This window comes from Methylobacterium sp. Leaf399, assembly GCF_001424525.1.
GTDB lineage: Bacteria > Pseudomonadota > Alphaproteobacteria > Rhizobiales > Beijerinckiaceae > Methylobacterium.
Genome location: NZ_LMQK01000012.1, coordinates 373,682 through 387,394 on the forward strand (window position 1 = coordinate 373,682; position 13,713 = coordinate 387,394).

A 13,713-nucleotide genomic window follows, 5' to 3' on the forward strand; every position below is an offset into this window, starting at 1 on the left:
ATGCCCGCAATCCCCAACGCGCCGGATCGTCCCGACGAACCCATCCGTCTCGCCGTCGGCACGGGGCCGGCACGCCGCGACCTCGCCGTCCGCGTCAGGGAGGGGGCCGGCCCCGCCGTGGTCTGGCTCGGGGGCTTCCGCTCGGACATGGGCGCCACCAAGGCGCTCGCCCTCGACGTCTGGGCGCGGGCCTCGGGACGGCGGCTGGTGCGTTTCGACTACGGCGGCCACGGCGAGTCCGGCGGACGCTTCGAGGATGGCACGATCTCGACCTGGCTCGAGGACGCACGCGCCGCGGTGGCAAACTCCGCGGGCCCCTCCCCCGTCTTGGTCGGCTCCTCGATGGGAGGGTGGATCGCGGCGTTGCTCGCCCGTGAACTGCGGGATGCCGGGCGGCCGGCACACGCCCTGGTCCTGATCGCCCCGGCCTTCGACTTCACGGAAAAGTTGATGTGGGACCGCTTCGGGCCGGAGATCCGCGCCACCATCGAGCGCGACGGGGTCTGGCTGCGCCCCACCGACTACGGACCCGATCCGGTCCCGGTGACGCGCGCCCTCATCGAGGACGGTCGCCGTCACGGCCTCCTCGACGGGCCGTTCGATCCGGGATGTCCCGTCGAGATCCTGCAGGGGATGGACGACCCGGACGTGCCCTACGGGCACGCCCTGCGCATCGTCGGCATCCTGCCCCAGGCCGGCACCGTCCTGACGCTGATCGCCGATGGCGACCACCGCCTGTCCCGCCCGGCCGACATCGCGCGGCTGGTGGCGGCGGTGGACGCGAGCGTCCGCGAGGATCGCCCCTTCAGTGCAGGCTGACGGTGACGAGATCCTGCGCGTGGGCATTGGCGACGACGACGTCGCGGGAGTCCGCCAGCAGGATCGGCGTGCCGTTGGCCGAGAGAAGGGCGAACAGGTCGAGGCCTGGCATCAGTTCGGGCGCCTGCGGGAACAGCCGCCGGACGTCGTCCGAGCGGATCGCCCGGACGTAGGCGAGGTGGCCTTCGCCCAGCGCGGCGAGATCGGCGATCTGGAAGTCGCCGGCGTCGAGGTCGGCGGACGTCATCGGGTTCTGGCTGATGTCGGACATGGCTGGGCCCTCCTTTCGAGGCAGAGCGTCTGGGTGGTTTCGCGGTCCGCGACGGCGGCACCGGGCAGTCTGGGGCTAAGCGGCGAACTCACGGATCGCGGGAGACGATCGCGATCTTGCGGACGATCCGTTCCGGCTCGGGCCGGGTGAGGTCGATCGACAGGAGACCGTTGGCTAGGTCGGCCCCCATCACTTCCATGCCGTCGGCGAGCAGAAAGGTCCGCTGGAACTGGCGCGCCGCGATGCCGCGGTGGAGGAATTCCTTGGTCTTCTCGTCCACCTGCCGGCCGCGGACCACCAGGTGGTTCTCTTCCAGCATCACGTCGAGTTCACCCTGCGTGAAGCCGGCCACGGCCAGCGTGATGCGCAGGCGTTCCGGCCGGTCGGCGGCCCGTGCCACGCGTTCGATGTTGTAGGGCGGGTAGCCGTCGCTCGCTCCCTTGGCGACACGGTCGAGGGCCTGCTCGATCTCGTCGAACCCGAGCAGGAACGGGTGCCCGAAGGGCGAGGGACGTGTCGTCACGCGATAGGTCCTTGGCGAAGCCCCGGGAACGATCGTGGGGCACTTCGAGGGTCGGAGCCCGCTTCACGCAGCGCTCCTGTCCGCCGGCGACGGCGGCTGTCCGCGATATGGATGCGGACCGGAACGCCATCAAGGGTTTGCCATCCTTGACGAAGTCGAAGCGGGATCGACCCCGGGGGCGGCACCCCCGCCACCCCGACCTGCGACGAGATTTCGGGATGATTCGGCAAGTGTATCCGGGATGATCCGGCAGTCGGGAGGGCTCGCAGACGACGTTTTGCCTGGCGCGGTAACAGTTTGGAACTGCTCTCATTTTCAGGCGTCCCCTTGATCACGGCCCGCGGCTTCGGCTAATCCCGCCAGCGACCCGAGACGCCGGCCAAGCCCCGGAGGGGTGGGTCGCCGCGACGATACGTCGGCGCCGACGCCAGCGAGTGTCGCCCGGCGCGCACAGCCGTTTTGAGAGGCCGGCCTTTGCGGCGCGGGTCGCCACCGAGGAAGCCAGGATCGACATGCCGTCCGCTTTGCCGCTCACCGGGCCGAAGACTCGGCCGACCTCATCGGCCCGCGATCGGCGCCGGATGGCCGTTCCGGTCGTCGCCCTCGGCGTTGTGCTGGCCGGGCCGGCCGCGGCGCAGGAGACGAAGGGTGCACCCCTGAAGCTCGAACTCAACCGGCTTGAGCCGGCGGGAGACGCCTGCCGGACCTACCTGATGGTGGACAACAGCCGCGGTACCGCGCTGAAGTCCCTCAAGGTCGACCTTTTCGCCTTCGATACCGAGGGCGTCGCCCAGAAGCGGCTCGCGGTCGAGCTCGGCCCGATCCCGGATCGTAAGACCGTGGTCCGGCTGTTCGATTTCCCGGGGATCGCCTGCCCCAAGATCGGGCGGGTCCTCCTGAACGACGTGCTGGCTTGCGAAGGCGCGCAGGCGAGCCGCGAGAGCTGCCTCGAGCGGATCGAGCCCGAGAGTAAGGCAGCGGCGGCCTTCGCCCGCTGAGGCCCGACAACCGTCCGCCCCACGGCCGCCCGGCCGCGGGTGCCCCGTCATCGAACCCGAGGGACCCTCATGGACCCGACCCACGCCCCCGTCGAGATCGCCCACGATCTCTCCTTCCTCGGCCTCTTCCTCCAGGCCGATCCGATCGTGAAGGGCGTGATGATCCTTCTGGTCGTGGCGTCCGTCGCCTGTTGGACGGTGATGCTGGAGAAGGTGGTGCGGTTCGCCGGCGCCAAGCGACAGGCCAAGGCATTCGATGCCCTGGTGCGTGCCAACGGTGCGTTGGAGACCGAGGGCCGCGGCCTCGCCCGATCCGTCACCAGGGCGGCGGTGGAGGCCTGGCGCGACCAAGACACCAGCGAGACCCGCGCCGAACGGCGCGACCGCATCGAGCGGGCCATGCGCGCCGCCCTCACCCTCGACATCAAGCGGTTGCAGACTGGCCTGCCGCTCCTGGCCACCGCCGGCTCGACGGCGCCCTTCATCGGCCTGTTCGGCACGGTCTGGGGCATCATGAACTCGTTCTCGGCCATCGCGAAGAGCCAGGACACTTCCCTCGCCGTGGTGGCTCCCGGCATCGCCGAGGCGCTGTTCGCCACCGCCATCGGCCTGATCGTCGCGATCCCGGCGGTGATGGCCTACAACAAGCTGACGAACGACCTCGGGCGCATCCAATCCGCCTTCGTGTCGAGCATCGGCATCCTCGGTAACCGTCTGGCCCGCGACAGGACCGTGCAGGGCCGTGCCGCCGCCGCGGAATAGCCGCGCCTCGCTTCTCAGACCGAAGCCGCCCCCAAGACGGGCCCGGCTGCACCGCCTCATTCCGTTCAGGGAAACACGACCATGGCGATGGGTTCGATCCGCGCCTCCGGCGGCGACGACGAGGACGGCCTCGATTCGGCGCCGATGTCGGAGATCAACGTCACGCCGATGGTGGACGTGATGCTGGTGCTGCTGATCATCTTCATGGTGGCGGCCCCCCTCATGACCACCGGCGTGCCGGTGCAGTTGCCCAAGACCACGGCCGCCAAGGTGGCGCAGGCCAAGAAGCCCCTGGAGATCTCCATCGACAAGGACGGACAGCCCTTCCTCGCCAAGGAGTTCCTCAGCGCGGAGGCCATCCTGCCGCGGCTGCGGGCGCTGGCCGCCGAGGACCCGAGCCAGGTGATGCTGGTGCGCGGCGACCGCGACGTGCCCTACGGCAAGATTATGGAGGTGATGGGCCTCGTCGGTCAGGCCGGGTTCACCAAGGTCTCGCTGATCGCCCAGTCGCCCGGCGGCCCGCTGCCGACCGCGCCCGCTGGGGCGACGCGATAGCCCGATGAGCCTGTCCACGACCGCAGACCAGCCCGGCGGCGGGCCGTCGGGGCTCGGCCCCGCCTTTCTCGTTGCATTCCTGCTGCACGCGACGGCGTTGGCGGGGCTGGCCTATTACGCGCCGCCCCCGTCGGCGCCGCCCGGCGAGAACACCATCACGATCGATCTGGCTCCACAGATGACGGAGGCGGATTCGCAGGCGCCCGCCGATCAGGCTCAGTCCGATCCGCCGCCGGCGGAGACCGAGCCCGTGGAGGCGCCGGACGCCACGGTGTCGAGCGCACCGCCCGATACGATGGCGATCGCGCCCGAGGACACGACGACGGCCAAGCCACCGGCCGAGGCGACGATGGCCGTTCCCACCGAGGTCGAGCCGGCGGCCCCGGCCGAGTCCGTGGCCGCGGCACCGCCGCAGGAGCAGGTCGTCACCTCCACCGCCGAGGAGGCCGCCCCGGTCGAGGCACCGCCCGAGGTGGTCGCCGAGACCCCCAAGCCGCCCGAGCCCCCTAAGCCACCCGAGCCCCCCAAGGTGGTGGCTCAGCCCAAGCCGCCCGAGCCGCAGCGGCCCAAGCCGACGCCGCCGGACCCGGCCAAGCTCGAGGCGGCGCGCCAGGAAGCCAAGCGCGAGGCCAAGCGCATCGCCGAGCGAGAGGCGCGTCGGAAGGCCGAGATCGAGGCGAAGCGCGAGGCCAGGGCCAAGGCGGTCCGGGACGCCGCCCGCGAGACGCGCGATCGCAGCGCCGAACCGAACACCGCCCGGGGCGCCCAGAACGCGGCCTCGGCCTCCCGCCAGAGCAGTGCCGGCGCGGCCGCGGGCGGCAACGATCCGAGCGCGCTGCGCGCCTGGCAGGGCGCCCTGAGTTCGGCGATCCACGGCCGGATGGACAGGAACGCCGCGGCCGGTACGGCCGGAGGCGTCGCGGTGGTGCGCTTCACCGTGACCCGGTCCGGCCAGGTCACCAGCGCGGGGCTCGCCCGCAGCAGCGGGGTCGGTCCGATCGACAGCGCGGCGCTGGCCACCGTGAGGGGCTCGCTGCCGGCAGCCCCCGCCGGCGTCTCGGTGAGCAGCCTCGCGGTGACGGTGCCCCTGCGCTTCAGCCCCGGCCGGTGACGGCCGCCGCATGGCGACCTGGTTCACCAGCGACACCCACTTCGGCGACCCGCGCATCCTGCGGATCGACCGGCGGCCGTTCCGGGACCTGCCCAGCCACGACGCGGCGCTGATCGCCAACTGGAACACGGTGGTCTTGCCGGACGACGAGGTCTGGCACCTGGGCGACTTCGCGCTGGGCCCCGACGACGATGCGGTGGCCGCCCTCCTGGCGAGCCTGAACGGAACGAAGCACCTCATCATCGGCAACAACGACGGGCCGGGGACGCTCGCCGCTCCGGGCTGGGCGTCGGTCGCCCACTACGCAGAATTGACCGTCGACGATCGCCATTTGGTTCTGTGCCATTACGCCTTCCGGACCTGGAACCGGATGGGCAGCGGCGTCATCGACCTGCACGGGCATTCGCATGGCAAGCTGAAGCCGGCGCCGAGGCAATACGACGTCGGGGTCGATGCACAGGGCTTCGCGCCGGTGCAGCTCGCGACGATCCTGACCTCGCGCCGACACAACGCTGCGCCGCAAAAACCGGCGGAACCTTAACCGGCGACCGGCCGTTTCAAGGCCATGAACGGGAGATGACTGCCGGAAACGCCGGCGGATGTATCTCCGATCAGATCTTCACTTCTCGTCAACCATCGCAAGGTTGCCCCGATGCGTAACACCATCACCACGGTGCTCGTTGCCGCGACGGTCTTCGTCGGCGCGGTCGGCCCCTCCATCGCCCGCCCCTCCTGTGCCGAGGGCGAGCGCAAGGTCGTCGAGGCCAACGCGCTGCGCTATCAGGCCCGGCAGGAGGCACGCATCGGCGATCGCGGCCGGGTTTGCGACACCCTCGACGAAGTCGGCGACCGCTACGCCGAGGCCCGCGACGCCTTCGAGGATTGCGGGGCCGATGTCGTCGCCATCGACCTGCGCAGCGAGTCCCGCGCTCTCAGGATCGCCAAATCCGTCAACCGCTGCGACTGACGCGTTCGGGTGCGGCCACGCACCGCGATCCCGTCAGAAGTTGTCCACAGTCTCCCTCGACAAAGCCCCACGACCGGTCATCCCGAAAGCCAGCCGTCATGAAGACCATCACCTCCTCCAGCGACCTCGCCATGCTCACCAGCGATGTCGATCGCACGCAGACCGGCCCATCCCTCGCCGCTGCGATGTGTGGCTTTCTCAGCACCACGGTCGCCACGACCATGCTGATGTTTCTGCTCAGCGCCTATTGATACGATTATCGGGTAATGCGCGCGGGAGCCGCATCGCCCAGCCCGTGCGGCGCCCGAGCGACGTCCACATCCTCCTCGCGACGCGAAGGAACGGATTTCGGATGAGAGGAGGGTCGGCATTCCCGGCCCTCGAACCCGGCCGTCGAAAATGAGCCGGGCGACGGTGTAGAAGAGCGGCTCAGTGCGGCGCCACGAACCAGAAGCGGCGCCGCGAGAACAGCATGTCGGTCTGGCCGACCGTCGCCTCTGCCGTTCCCTTGCCCGATGAGGGAGCGCAGGGGGCCTCAGTCCGCTGAGGGCCCGCTGCCAGGGTCAGTGCCGGCACCGCCGGAACGAGGCCGAGGCGCTGCTGCACTTCCGGATGACGCGCCGCCGCGATCGTCGCGATGCAGGCGATCAATCCGCCCGCGATCGTCCCCAGGATAAAGTTCATCATGCCGGCGTGGGTCCCGAGTCCCGTCGCGACAGGCCAGCGCGCGGATTCCGCCACATGCCTTTGCCGAGTTTCCCGGCGGCATTGCGGCAGGACGGCGCTGACGGCAAGACGGTACCCACCGTCACGATGCCCAGCGGCGGCGATTACCGGGTGTTAACACAAGACTGTCTAGCTGACGCCCCGCGATCCGGAATCGGGACCGCGCCGCCGCAGCGAGGACCACGATGAGTTACGGTGCCAGTGCCTACGCCAAGGTTTCCCGGACCGCGATGACCCCGCGGGAGGCCGAAGCCGCCGTCCTCATCAAGGCCGCCGGCCGGCTCCAGGCCATCCAGGGCGACTGGACAAACCTGTCGGGCGGGCTCAGCGAGGCGCTCAACTTCAACCAGAAGGTCTGGACGATCATCGCCGGTGCGGCCACCGCTCCCGAGAGCCCGCTGCCAGCCGACATCAAGACCAACATCGCCCAGCTGTCGGTGTTCGTCTTCCGCCGGATGATCGATACCCTCGTCGACCCGAAGGCCGAGAAGCTCTCGGCGCTGATCAACATCAACCACCAGATCGCCGCCGGCCTGCGCACCTGATCCACACGCCGATGGCGTCCGGCGGTCGATGCGAGCTTGGGCTCCGTTCCGCACGGTCATCGTCTGCTCGGTCGAAAGCGTCGTCACGAGAAGGTGGATTTCGTCGACGAGATCGGAGACTCGTCGCGGCCGCCCGCTGCGCGTTCGTCATGGGCCGTGGCGACCCGGGACCTGAGCCCGCGACGCCGAACCGGCGGTTCGGTCAGCCGACCCGTGAGGATGGCCGGGTCGGGGGATTTGACAAACGACCGCGCAAGCCCGACCCTTGGGTCGTTCCGAGGGGAGCCCGTGCCGGGCTGAGATTGGGCTTCTCGCCCTGACCCTTGAACCTGATCCGGTTCGTACCGGCGGAGGGACGGGAACGAGACGGCGCATCGGGCTTCTATGGACCCTGTCGCCGCGCCGCCTGATGTCGTCGACGAATGCGGGTCGCCTCCAGCGCCAGGAGCCGCCCCCATGAATGCACCCGTTCTTCCCAAGGATCTTCCCCAGCGCCAGCCACAGGCGGTGACCACCGGACCGATCGTCGGTTCGCGCAAGGTCTACGCAGCGGTCGCGGGCCACCCCGAGATCCGGGTGCCGTTCCGCGAGATCGGGCTCAGCGATCCCAAGGAGGCCCCCGTCCGGGTCTACGATCCATCGGGCCCCTATACCGAGACGGATGCGCGGATCGACCTGAACCAGGGTCTGCCCGGGGTGCGCGAGCCGTGGATCGCCAAGCGCGGCTACGCCACGGTGACACCGCGTGCCGTCAAGCCAGAGGACAACGGCTTCGTGCCCGAGGACAAGCTGGTCGCCCCCTGCCCGGCGACCCGCGAGATCCGCAAGGCGGCGCCCGGCCAGATGGTGACGCAATACGAGTTCGCCCGCGCCGGGATCGTCACCGAGGAGATGATCTACGTCGCCCACCGCGAAAACCTCGCCCGCGAGACCATGCTGGAGGGCGCGCAGGCCGCGCTCAGCGACGGCAACAGCTTCGGCGCCGCGTTGCCCGCCTTCATCACCCCCGAGTTCGTGCGCGAAGAGGTGGCACGGGGCCGGGCCATCATCCCGGCCAACATCAACCACCCCGAGGTGGAGCCGATGGCGATCGGCCGGAACTTCCTCGTCAAGATCAACGCCAACATCGGCAACTCGGCCGTGACCTCGTCGGCGGCGGAAGAGGTCGAGAAGCTGGTCTGGGCGACCCGCTGGGGCGCCGACACGGTGATGGATCTGTCGACGGGCCGCAACATCCACAACATCCGCTCCTGGATCGTGCGCAACTCGCCCGTGCCCATCGGTACGGTGCCGATCTACCAGGCCCTCGAGAAGGTCGGCGGCGACCCGCTCAAGCTCGACTGGGAAGTCTTCAAGGACACCCTCATCGAGCAGGCCGAGCAGGGCATCGACTATTTCACCATCCATGCCGGCGTGCGCCTGGCCCACGTGCCGCTCACCGCGCGCCGCGTCACCGGCATCGTCAGCCGCGGCGGCTCGATCATGGCGCGTTGGTGCCTGGCCGGGCACCGCGAATCGTTCCTCTACGAGCGCTTCGACGAGATCTGCGACATCATGAGGGCCTACGACGTCTCGTTCTCGCTCGGCGACGGTCTGCGCCCCGGCTCTATCGCCGATGCCAACGACGCGGCCCAGTTCGCCGAACTGGAGACGCTCGGCGAACTCACCAAGATCGCCTGGGACAAGGGCTGCCAGACCATGATCGAGGGCCCCGGCCACGTGCCGATGCACAAGATCAAGGTGAACATGGAAAAGCAGCTCACCGAGTGCGGCGAGGCGCCGTTCTACACCCTCGGGCCCCTGACCACCGACATCGCGCCGGGCTACGACCACATCACCTCGGGCATCGGTGCCGCCATGATCGGCTGGTTCGGCTGCGCCATGCTCTGCTACGTCACCCCGAAGGAGCATCTCGGGCTGCCCAACCGCGACGACGTGAAGACCGGCGTCATCACCTACAAGATCGCGGCCCATGCCGCCGACCTCGCCAAGGGCCACCCGGCGGCGCAGCTGCGCGACGACGCCCTCAGCCGTGCCCGGTTCGACTTCCGCTGGGAGGACCAGTTCAACCTCTCCCTCGACCCGGACACGGCGCGCGCCTACCACGACGAGACCCTGCCCAAGGACGCCCACAAGGTCGCGCATTTCTGCTCGATGTGCGGGCCGAAATTCTGCTCGATGAAGATCACGCAGGACCTGCGCGCCGAGGTGCTGGCGATGGAGGCGGCGGGGCAGGTGCTGGGAGAGGCAGCCTCCTTGAGCGAGGCGGAGCGCGAGGCCGGCATGGCGGCCAAATCGGCCGAATTCCGCGAAGAGGGCGGCAAGCTCTACGTCGACGCGGCGGAGTAGTCGTCGCGGTCGGTTCGAGGGTGTTCGCGCATCCTCGAACCGATCACCGAGGCATGATGCCCGTTCCGAATCATTAAAAATCGACGCCTTCTTGTGTCGGTTTCTTCAGGATGCCCCCGCTCATCTGTTCGTGCGGCGCGCATCTTAAGGTTCGATTCAGGAGCCCCGTCGTTTCTGGTTGCATGCCGCGACCGGCTCAGGAGGGCGGGCGATGAATATTTCCGAGGTGACGGCGACGACGCCGATCAGAACGGCGGCGCCGGCACCGGTTGTGCCCGTCAAGGCGGCGGATGCGCCGGCAGCCGCGCCGCTCCAGCCCGCCGTGCGGCTGGACATCCGGCCGATTTCGAACCCCGCCTCACCGGTTGCGGAGAACCGGCCGGTGGAGGTCGAGGCCGAACGCACCGAACGGCGGGTCACCGTCGACCAGGACACCAAGACCCTCGTCTACCAGCTGGTGGACCCTGGCTCCGGCGATGTGGTGGTGCAGCTGCCGGACCCGGTGGTGCTGAAGGCCAGGGCCTACGCCGCCGTGGCGGCCGCCCGCAGCGAAGTCGGCGAGCGACCCCTCGACCGGACCGCCTGACACCGACCCCTCGACGCGAAACGGCCGGGGCTTCGCGCCCCGGCCGTTTCGCCATGTCGTGTCTCGCAGGTTGCGGACGACGAAAGGGCCGCCGTGGCCTGCGCCGCGACGACCTGTTCGCTGCCGAAGGGCGGCCGCCCCCGAGGGAGCGGTCGCCCAGGTTGGCTCCCTTAGCGGAGGAGCTGGAGGATGCCCTGCTGCGCGGTGTTGGCGAGCGAGAGGGCCGAGATGCCGATCGACTGGCGGGTCGACAGGGCCTGGGAGTTGGCGGCTTCCTCGTTGAGGTCCGCGTTCGTCAGGTTGGCCGAGCCGGTATCGAGGATGTTGATCAGGTTCTTCGAGAAGTCCTGACGGTTCTGCACCACCGAGAGGTTGGAGCCGAAGGTCGAGGACTGGGCGCGCAGCTGGCTGGTGGCGAGCGTGATGGCCTTCAGCGCGTCGTTGATCTCGGCATCCGACTGGAAGCCGCCGGTGGCCGCGGTCAGGCCGAGGCCCTCGGAGTCGAGCTTGGCGCCTTCGATGTTGAGGCTCGACGAGCCTGTCTCGTTGAAGGTGACCTTGAGGGAGTTCTCGGACGCGTCGGAGCCGCTGCGGTAGAGCAGGTTGATGCCGTTGTAGCTCGAGTCCTTGGCCTGCTGCGTGATCTGGTCGAGCAGGGTGTTGAACTGCTTGGCCAGCGAGGTCCGGGTCGCGTTGGCACCGCTGGCCGAGCCTTCACCCGAGCCGACTTTCGCCGCCGCGGTCAAACCGGCCGTGCCGAAGCCGAGGTCGACACCGGCTGCGTTTCCGACGCTGACTTTCTCCGAGGAACCAGTCCCGACCGTCGTGAAGGTAAGCCGGTTGTCGACGAAGGATGCCGAGACCTTCCCGGCAAAACCGGTATCGGCGTTGAGCTGGGCGTTGATCGATGCCGCGATTTCAGCCTGAGTCGTGGCAGCGGGGGCCGCACCGTCGGCGACGGTGATGGTCTTCTTGGCGCCGGAACCGAGCTGGATCTCGAAGGTCGGAGAGGTGGCGCCGGACAGATCGATCGTGGCAGCGATCGTCTCGCCGGATACCACGGCGGCCTTCGCACCGTTCGCAGCATCAGATCCGCTCGCCGTCTGCGTCGTGGCGGCGGCACCGGTGCCAAAACCGATGTCGCGGTCACCCGAGACGCCGGTAAGGCTCACGGCGGAATCCGCACCGGTGTCGGTTGCCGTGAACACGATCCGCCCGTCCGTGGACTTCGAGGCGGTGACACCCGACGGCACGGCGTCGTTGGCGAGCTGGTTGTTGATCGCCGTCACGATGGTGTCGGCGCTGACTTTCGAGAGGTCGCTGGTCAGGCCGGCGAGGGTGGTGGCGTTCAGGGTAATCGTCGAGGGAGTGGCGGCACTGGCGGTGCTGCCGCCGGCGACGGTGAAGACCAGGCTGTTGGAGCCCGAAAAATTCTGGGTGCCGTCGGTTGCCGCGGTGCTGCTGCCCTGGTAGCCGACGCCGGCGGTCAGCACGGCTGCGGTGGCGGGGGTGCCGCTGGTGGTCGCGCTCTTGTCGGCCAGCGCCTGGTTGGCGGTGGACTTGGCCGAATCGACCAGCTTCTGGATCGAGGTGATGCCCTGGTTGGCGGCCTGGATGGTCTGGACGCCGTTGGAGATGCCGTTGATGAGCGCGCCGAGGTCGCCCGAGCGGCCCGAGAGGGACTGCGAGGTGAAGAAGCTCGTCGGATCGTCGAGCGCCGAGTTCACCTTCTTGCCCGTGGAGAGGCGGTTCTGGGTGCTGGACAGGAGGTCCGCGGTGCCCTGCAGCGAGAGCAGGTTCTGGCGGGTGGCAGCGGTGAGGGTGACGCCTGAAGACATGGTGTGTGATCCATTCTGATCGGTGAGCCCCCTGTTTTGGGAGCCAGGCCAACAAACCACGCCGGAGTTGCGAAGGGCTTAAGCGGCGAGGTCAACAAGAGATTGCAAGCGGCTGCGAATTACGCCCGGTCGCAATGGATCTCTTACTGTTCAGGCACTTGCGCCGGACGCACGAGAGCGATCTTTATCGTTCGTTAACCATAAGCCACGATGGTCCGGCTCCAGCGGAGATCCGGACCATGCCCCTCAAGATCGAACTCAAGCCGTTCGAGCGGCTGTTGATCGGCGGCGCGGCGATCCGCAACGGCTCGCGGCGCTCGAGCTTCGTCATCGAGACGGTCACGAAGTTCCTGCGCGAGAGCGACATCATCACCGAGCGCGAGGCCGATACCGCCTGCAAGCGCCTCTACCTCACGCTGACGGTCCTCTACCTCGCCGACGATCCGAGCGGACCGGAGAACCTGTTCGTCGCGCAGGCGAGCGAGGTGATGGCGATGGTGCCGAGCATGGCGCCCTTCATCCGCGACATCCATGCGCAGATCGAGGCGGGCGATTTCTACCGGGCGCTCAAGCGCGGCAAGGACCTCGTGGCCTACGAGGCCAGCCTCGCCGAGCGGCTGTCCAAGGCGCAGCCCGATTCGCCGGCCGACGAGGCCTGACCGGGATCGAGGTGCGTTCCTCGCCGGGTAACGGGCGATGGGTGTACCCGCGAATCGCCTGCGCGGTCCGCAGAAGCCCGCTCGCCATAACGTGTGTTGATGCGCGCGGCCGGCGTTTTGCCCAGACCTGTCCCAGTCACGGGGACGTGTGAAGGGACGGGCCGTCTTGGGTCGGCGCGTCGCCCGATCGCCCCTGGCCAGCGTCGGGAGCGTCTCCCATCGAACCGTCACGCAAACTCCGCCCCGGCCTGCCCGCCTCCATCCGGCTCCATCTCGGCGCGTCCCTGCGGGACGTCTATTGCGATGCCGCCTGGACCCCCTCCGAGCGGGTGGTGGCCCTTCTCGCCGAACTGGAGACCGCCCTGGCGCGGGGCTCCGACGAGCGCCTCGCGCAGGAGATCCGCCAGGGCCTGCAGGAGAACATGAAGCTCCTGCACCGCTTCGCCCTGTCGCTCACCAAGAATCCCGGCCGCGCCGAGGATCTGGTGCAGGACACGCTGCTGCGGGCCTGGAAGTACCGCGCCCAGTTCGTGAGCGGCACCAACCTGCCGGCCTGGCTCAGCGTCATCATGCGCAACACCTTCTATTCGGGGCAGCGCAAGCGCGCCAACGAGGTCGAGGACGGCGACGGCGCCTATGCCGCGCGTCTGGTCACCCTCCCCTCCCAGGGCGGACGCCTCGACCTGCAGGACATGACCACGGCGATCGCCACCCTGCCGCCCGACATGGCGCGGACCCTGACCCTCGTGGCCATCGAGAACCTGAGCTACGAGGAAACGGCCAAGGCGATGGGCTGCAAGATCGGCACGGTGAAGAGCCGGCTCTGGCGCGCCCGCGAGCGCCTCGCCGACGTTCTCGGCTACACCGCCGACGAGATCGGCCCGGACGGCCTCGTGCGCTCCGCGATCCGGCACGACACCGACCACGGCGGACAGGCGAGCTTGCGCTCGGTCTGATCGGGAAAGCCGCTGTCGTCGACGGACGTCCGGCGATTGCGTCCACGG

At 69.0% G+C, this 13,713-nt stretch carries 17 protein-coding genes and 1 riboswitch; of the genes, 13 read left to right on the top strand and 4 right to left on the bottom strand.

The window, feature by feature from the left end:
• The gene (locus ASG40_RS09825) at positions 1-819 is read left to right on the top strand and encodes an alpha/beta hydrolase (RefSeq protein ID WP_055884747.1); all 819 of its coding nucleotides are present in this window, start codon (positions 1-3) and stop codon (positions 817-819) included.
• Here ASG40_RS09825 and ASG40_RS09830 read toward each other — a convergent pair.
• Both ASG40_RS09830 and ASG40_RS09835 read right to left on the bottom strand, forming a co-directional pair.
• Positions 806-1,066: a DUF1150 family protein gene (locus tag ASG40_RS09830; protein WP_055884750.1), complete on the bottom strand. Its 261-nt coding sequence runs from the start codon at positions 1,064-1,066 to the stop codon at positions 806-808. The genes ASG40_RS09825 and ASG40_RS09830 overlap by 14 nt on opposite strands.
• 112 nt (positions 1,067-1,178) lie before the next feature.
• The gene (locus tag ASG40_RS09835; protein ID WP_055884345.1) at positions 1,179-1,613 is read right to left on the bottom strand and encodes an Hsp20 family protein; all 435 of its coding nucleotides are present in this window, start codon (positions 1,611-1,613) and stop codon (positions 1,179-1,181) included.
• Positions 1,614-2,194: 581 nt separating this feature from the next.
• On the opposite strand from ASG40_RS09835, the gene ASG40_RS09840 reads away from it, so the two are divergent.
• From ASG40_RS09840 to ASG40_RS21675, 7 genes are all read left to right on the top strand, one after another.
• The gene (locus tag ASG40_RS09840) at positions 2,195-2,611 is read left to right on the top strand and encodes a hypothetical protein (protein WP_055884348.1); all 417 of its coding nucleotides are present in this window, start codon (positions 2,195-2,197) and stop codon (positions 2,609-2,611) included.
• A gap of 69 nt (positions 2,612-2,680) precedes the next feature.
• Positions 2,681-3,373: a MotA/TolQ/ExbB proton channel family protein gene (locus ASG40_RS09845; RefSeq protein WP_055884352.1), complete on the top strand. Its 693-nt coding sequence runs from the start codon at positions 2,681-2,683 to the stop codon at positions 3,371-3,373.
• An 81-nt stretch (positions 3,374-3,454) separates the two neighbouring features.
• A complete protein-coding gene (gene tolR / locus ASG40_RS09850; protein WP_055884355.1) occupies positions 3,455-3,928 on the top strand; it encodes a protein TolR in 474 nt (157 codons plus the stop codon).
• Positions 3,929-3,932: 4 nt separating this feature from the next.
• Positions 3,933-5,039 carry an energy transducer TonB family protein gene (locus ASG40_RS09855; RefSeq protein WP_055884359.1) on the top strand — a complete coding sequence of 369 codons (1,107 nt, stop codon included), beginning with the start codon at positions 3,933-3,935 and terminating at the stop codon, positions 5,037-5,039.
• Positions 5,040-5,049: 10 nt separating this feature from the next.
• Positions 5,050-5,580: a metallophosphoesterase gene (locus ASG40_RS09860; protein WP_055884362.1), complete on the top strand. Its 531-nt coding sequence runs from the start codon at positions 5,050-5,052 to the stop codon at positions 5,578-5,580.
• Between the two features lie 111 nt (positions 5,581-5,691).
• On the top strand, positions 5,692-6,006 hold the full coding sequence (locus ASG40_RS09865) for a hypothetical protein (protein ID WP_055884363.1): 315 nt from the start codon (positions 5,692-5,694) through the stop codon (positions 6,004-6,006).
• 98 nt (positions 6,007-6,104) lie between these two features.
• On the top strand, positions 6,105-6,257 hold the full coding sequence (locus tag ASG40_RS21675; protein WP_200944234.1) for a hypothetical protein: 153 nt from the start codon (positions 6,105-6,107) through the stop codon (positions 6,255-6,257).
• 178 nt (positions 6,258-6,435) lie between these two features.
• On the opposite strand, the gene ASG40_RS09870 is transcribed toward ASG40_RS21675, so the two are convergent.
• Positions 6,436-6,693, bottom strand: coding sequence for a hypothetical protein (locus ASG40_RS09870; protein WP_055884366.1), 258 nt, complete (start codon positions 6,691-6,693; stop codon positions 6,436-6,438).
• A gap of 224 nt (positions 6,694-6,917) precedes the next feature.
• Between ASG40_RS09870 and flaF the strand changes: the two genes are divergently transcribed.
• The 3 genes from flaF to ASG40_RS09885 all read left to right on the top strand — a co-directional run bounded on the left by flaF (position 6,918) and on the right by ASG40_RS09885 (position 10,212).
• The gene (gene flaF, locus ASG40_RS09875; protein WP_055884369.1) at positions 6,918-7,277 is read left to right on the top strand and encodes a flagellar biosynthesis regulator FlaF; all 360 of its coding nucleotides are present in this window, start codon (positions 6,918-6,920) and stop codon (positions 7,275-7,277) included.
• 268 nt (positions 7,278-7,545) lie between these two features.
• A riboswitch (TPP riboswitch) is annotated at positions 7,546-7,650 on the top strand.
• Between the two features lie 83 nt (positions 7,651-7,733).
• Positions 7,734-9,626, top strand: a complete 1,893-nt coding sequence (thiC, locus tag ASG40_RS09880; protein WP_055884372.1) for a phosphomethylpyrimidine synthase ThiC — start codon at positions 7,734-7,736, stop codon at positions 9,624-9,626.
• A 211-nt stretch (positions 9,627-9,837) separates the two neighbouring features.
• Positions 9,838-10,212, top strand: a complete 375-nt coding sequence (locus ASG40_RS09885; RefSeq protein ID WP_082494565.1) for a hypothetical protein — start codon at positions 9,838-9,840, stop codon at positions 10,210-10,212.
• Positions 10,213-10,382: 170 nt separating this feature from the next.
• Here the strand turns inward: ASG40_RS09885 and ASG40_RS09890 are convergent, their stop codons facing one another.
• Positions 10,383-12,050 carry a flagellin N-terminal helical domain-containing protein gene (locus tag ASG40_RS09890; protein WP_055884378.1) on the bottom strand — a complete coding sequence of 556 codons (1,668 nt, stop codon included), beginning with the start codon at positions 12,048-12,050 and terminating at the stop codon, positions 10,383-10,385.
• Between the two features lie 239 nt (positions 12,051-12,289).
• On the opposite strand from ASG40_RS09890, the gene ASG40_RS09895 reads away from it, so the two are divergent.
• Positions 12,290-12,709, top strand: coding sequence for a flagellar biosynthesis repressor FlbT (locus tag ASG40_RS09895; RefSeq protein WP_055884382.1), 420 nt, complete (start codon positions 12,290-12,292; stop codon positions 12,707-12,709).
• 332 nt (positions 12,710-13,041) lie between these two features.
• Positions 13,042-13,665: a sigma-70 family RNA polymerase sigma factor gene (locus ASG40_RS09900; RefSeq protein WP_244472405.1), complete on the top strand. Its 624-nt coding sequence runs from the start codon at positions 13,042-13,044 to the stop codon at positions 13,663-13,665.
• Positions 13,666-13,713: the final 48 nt, after the last annotated feature.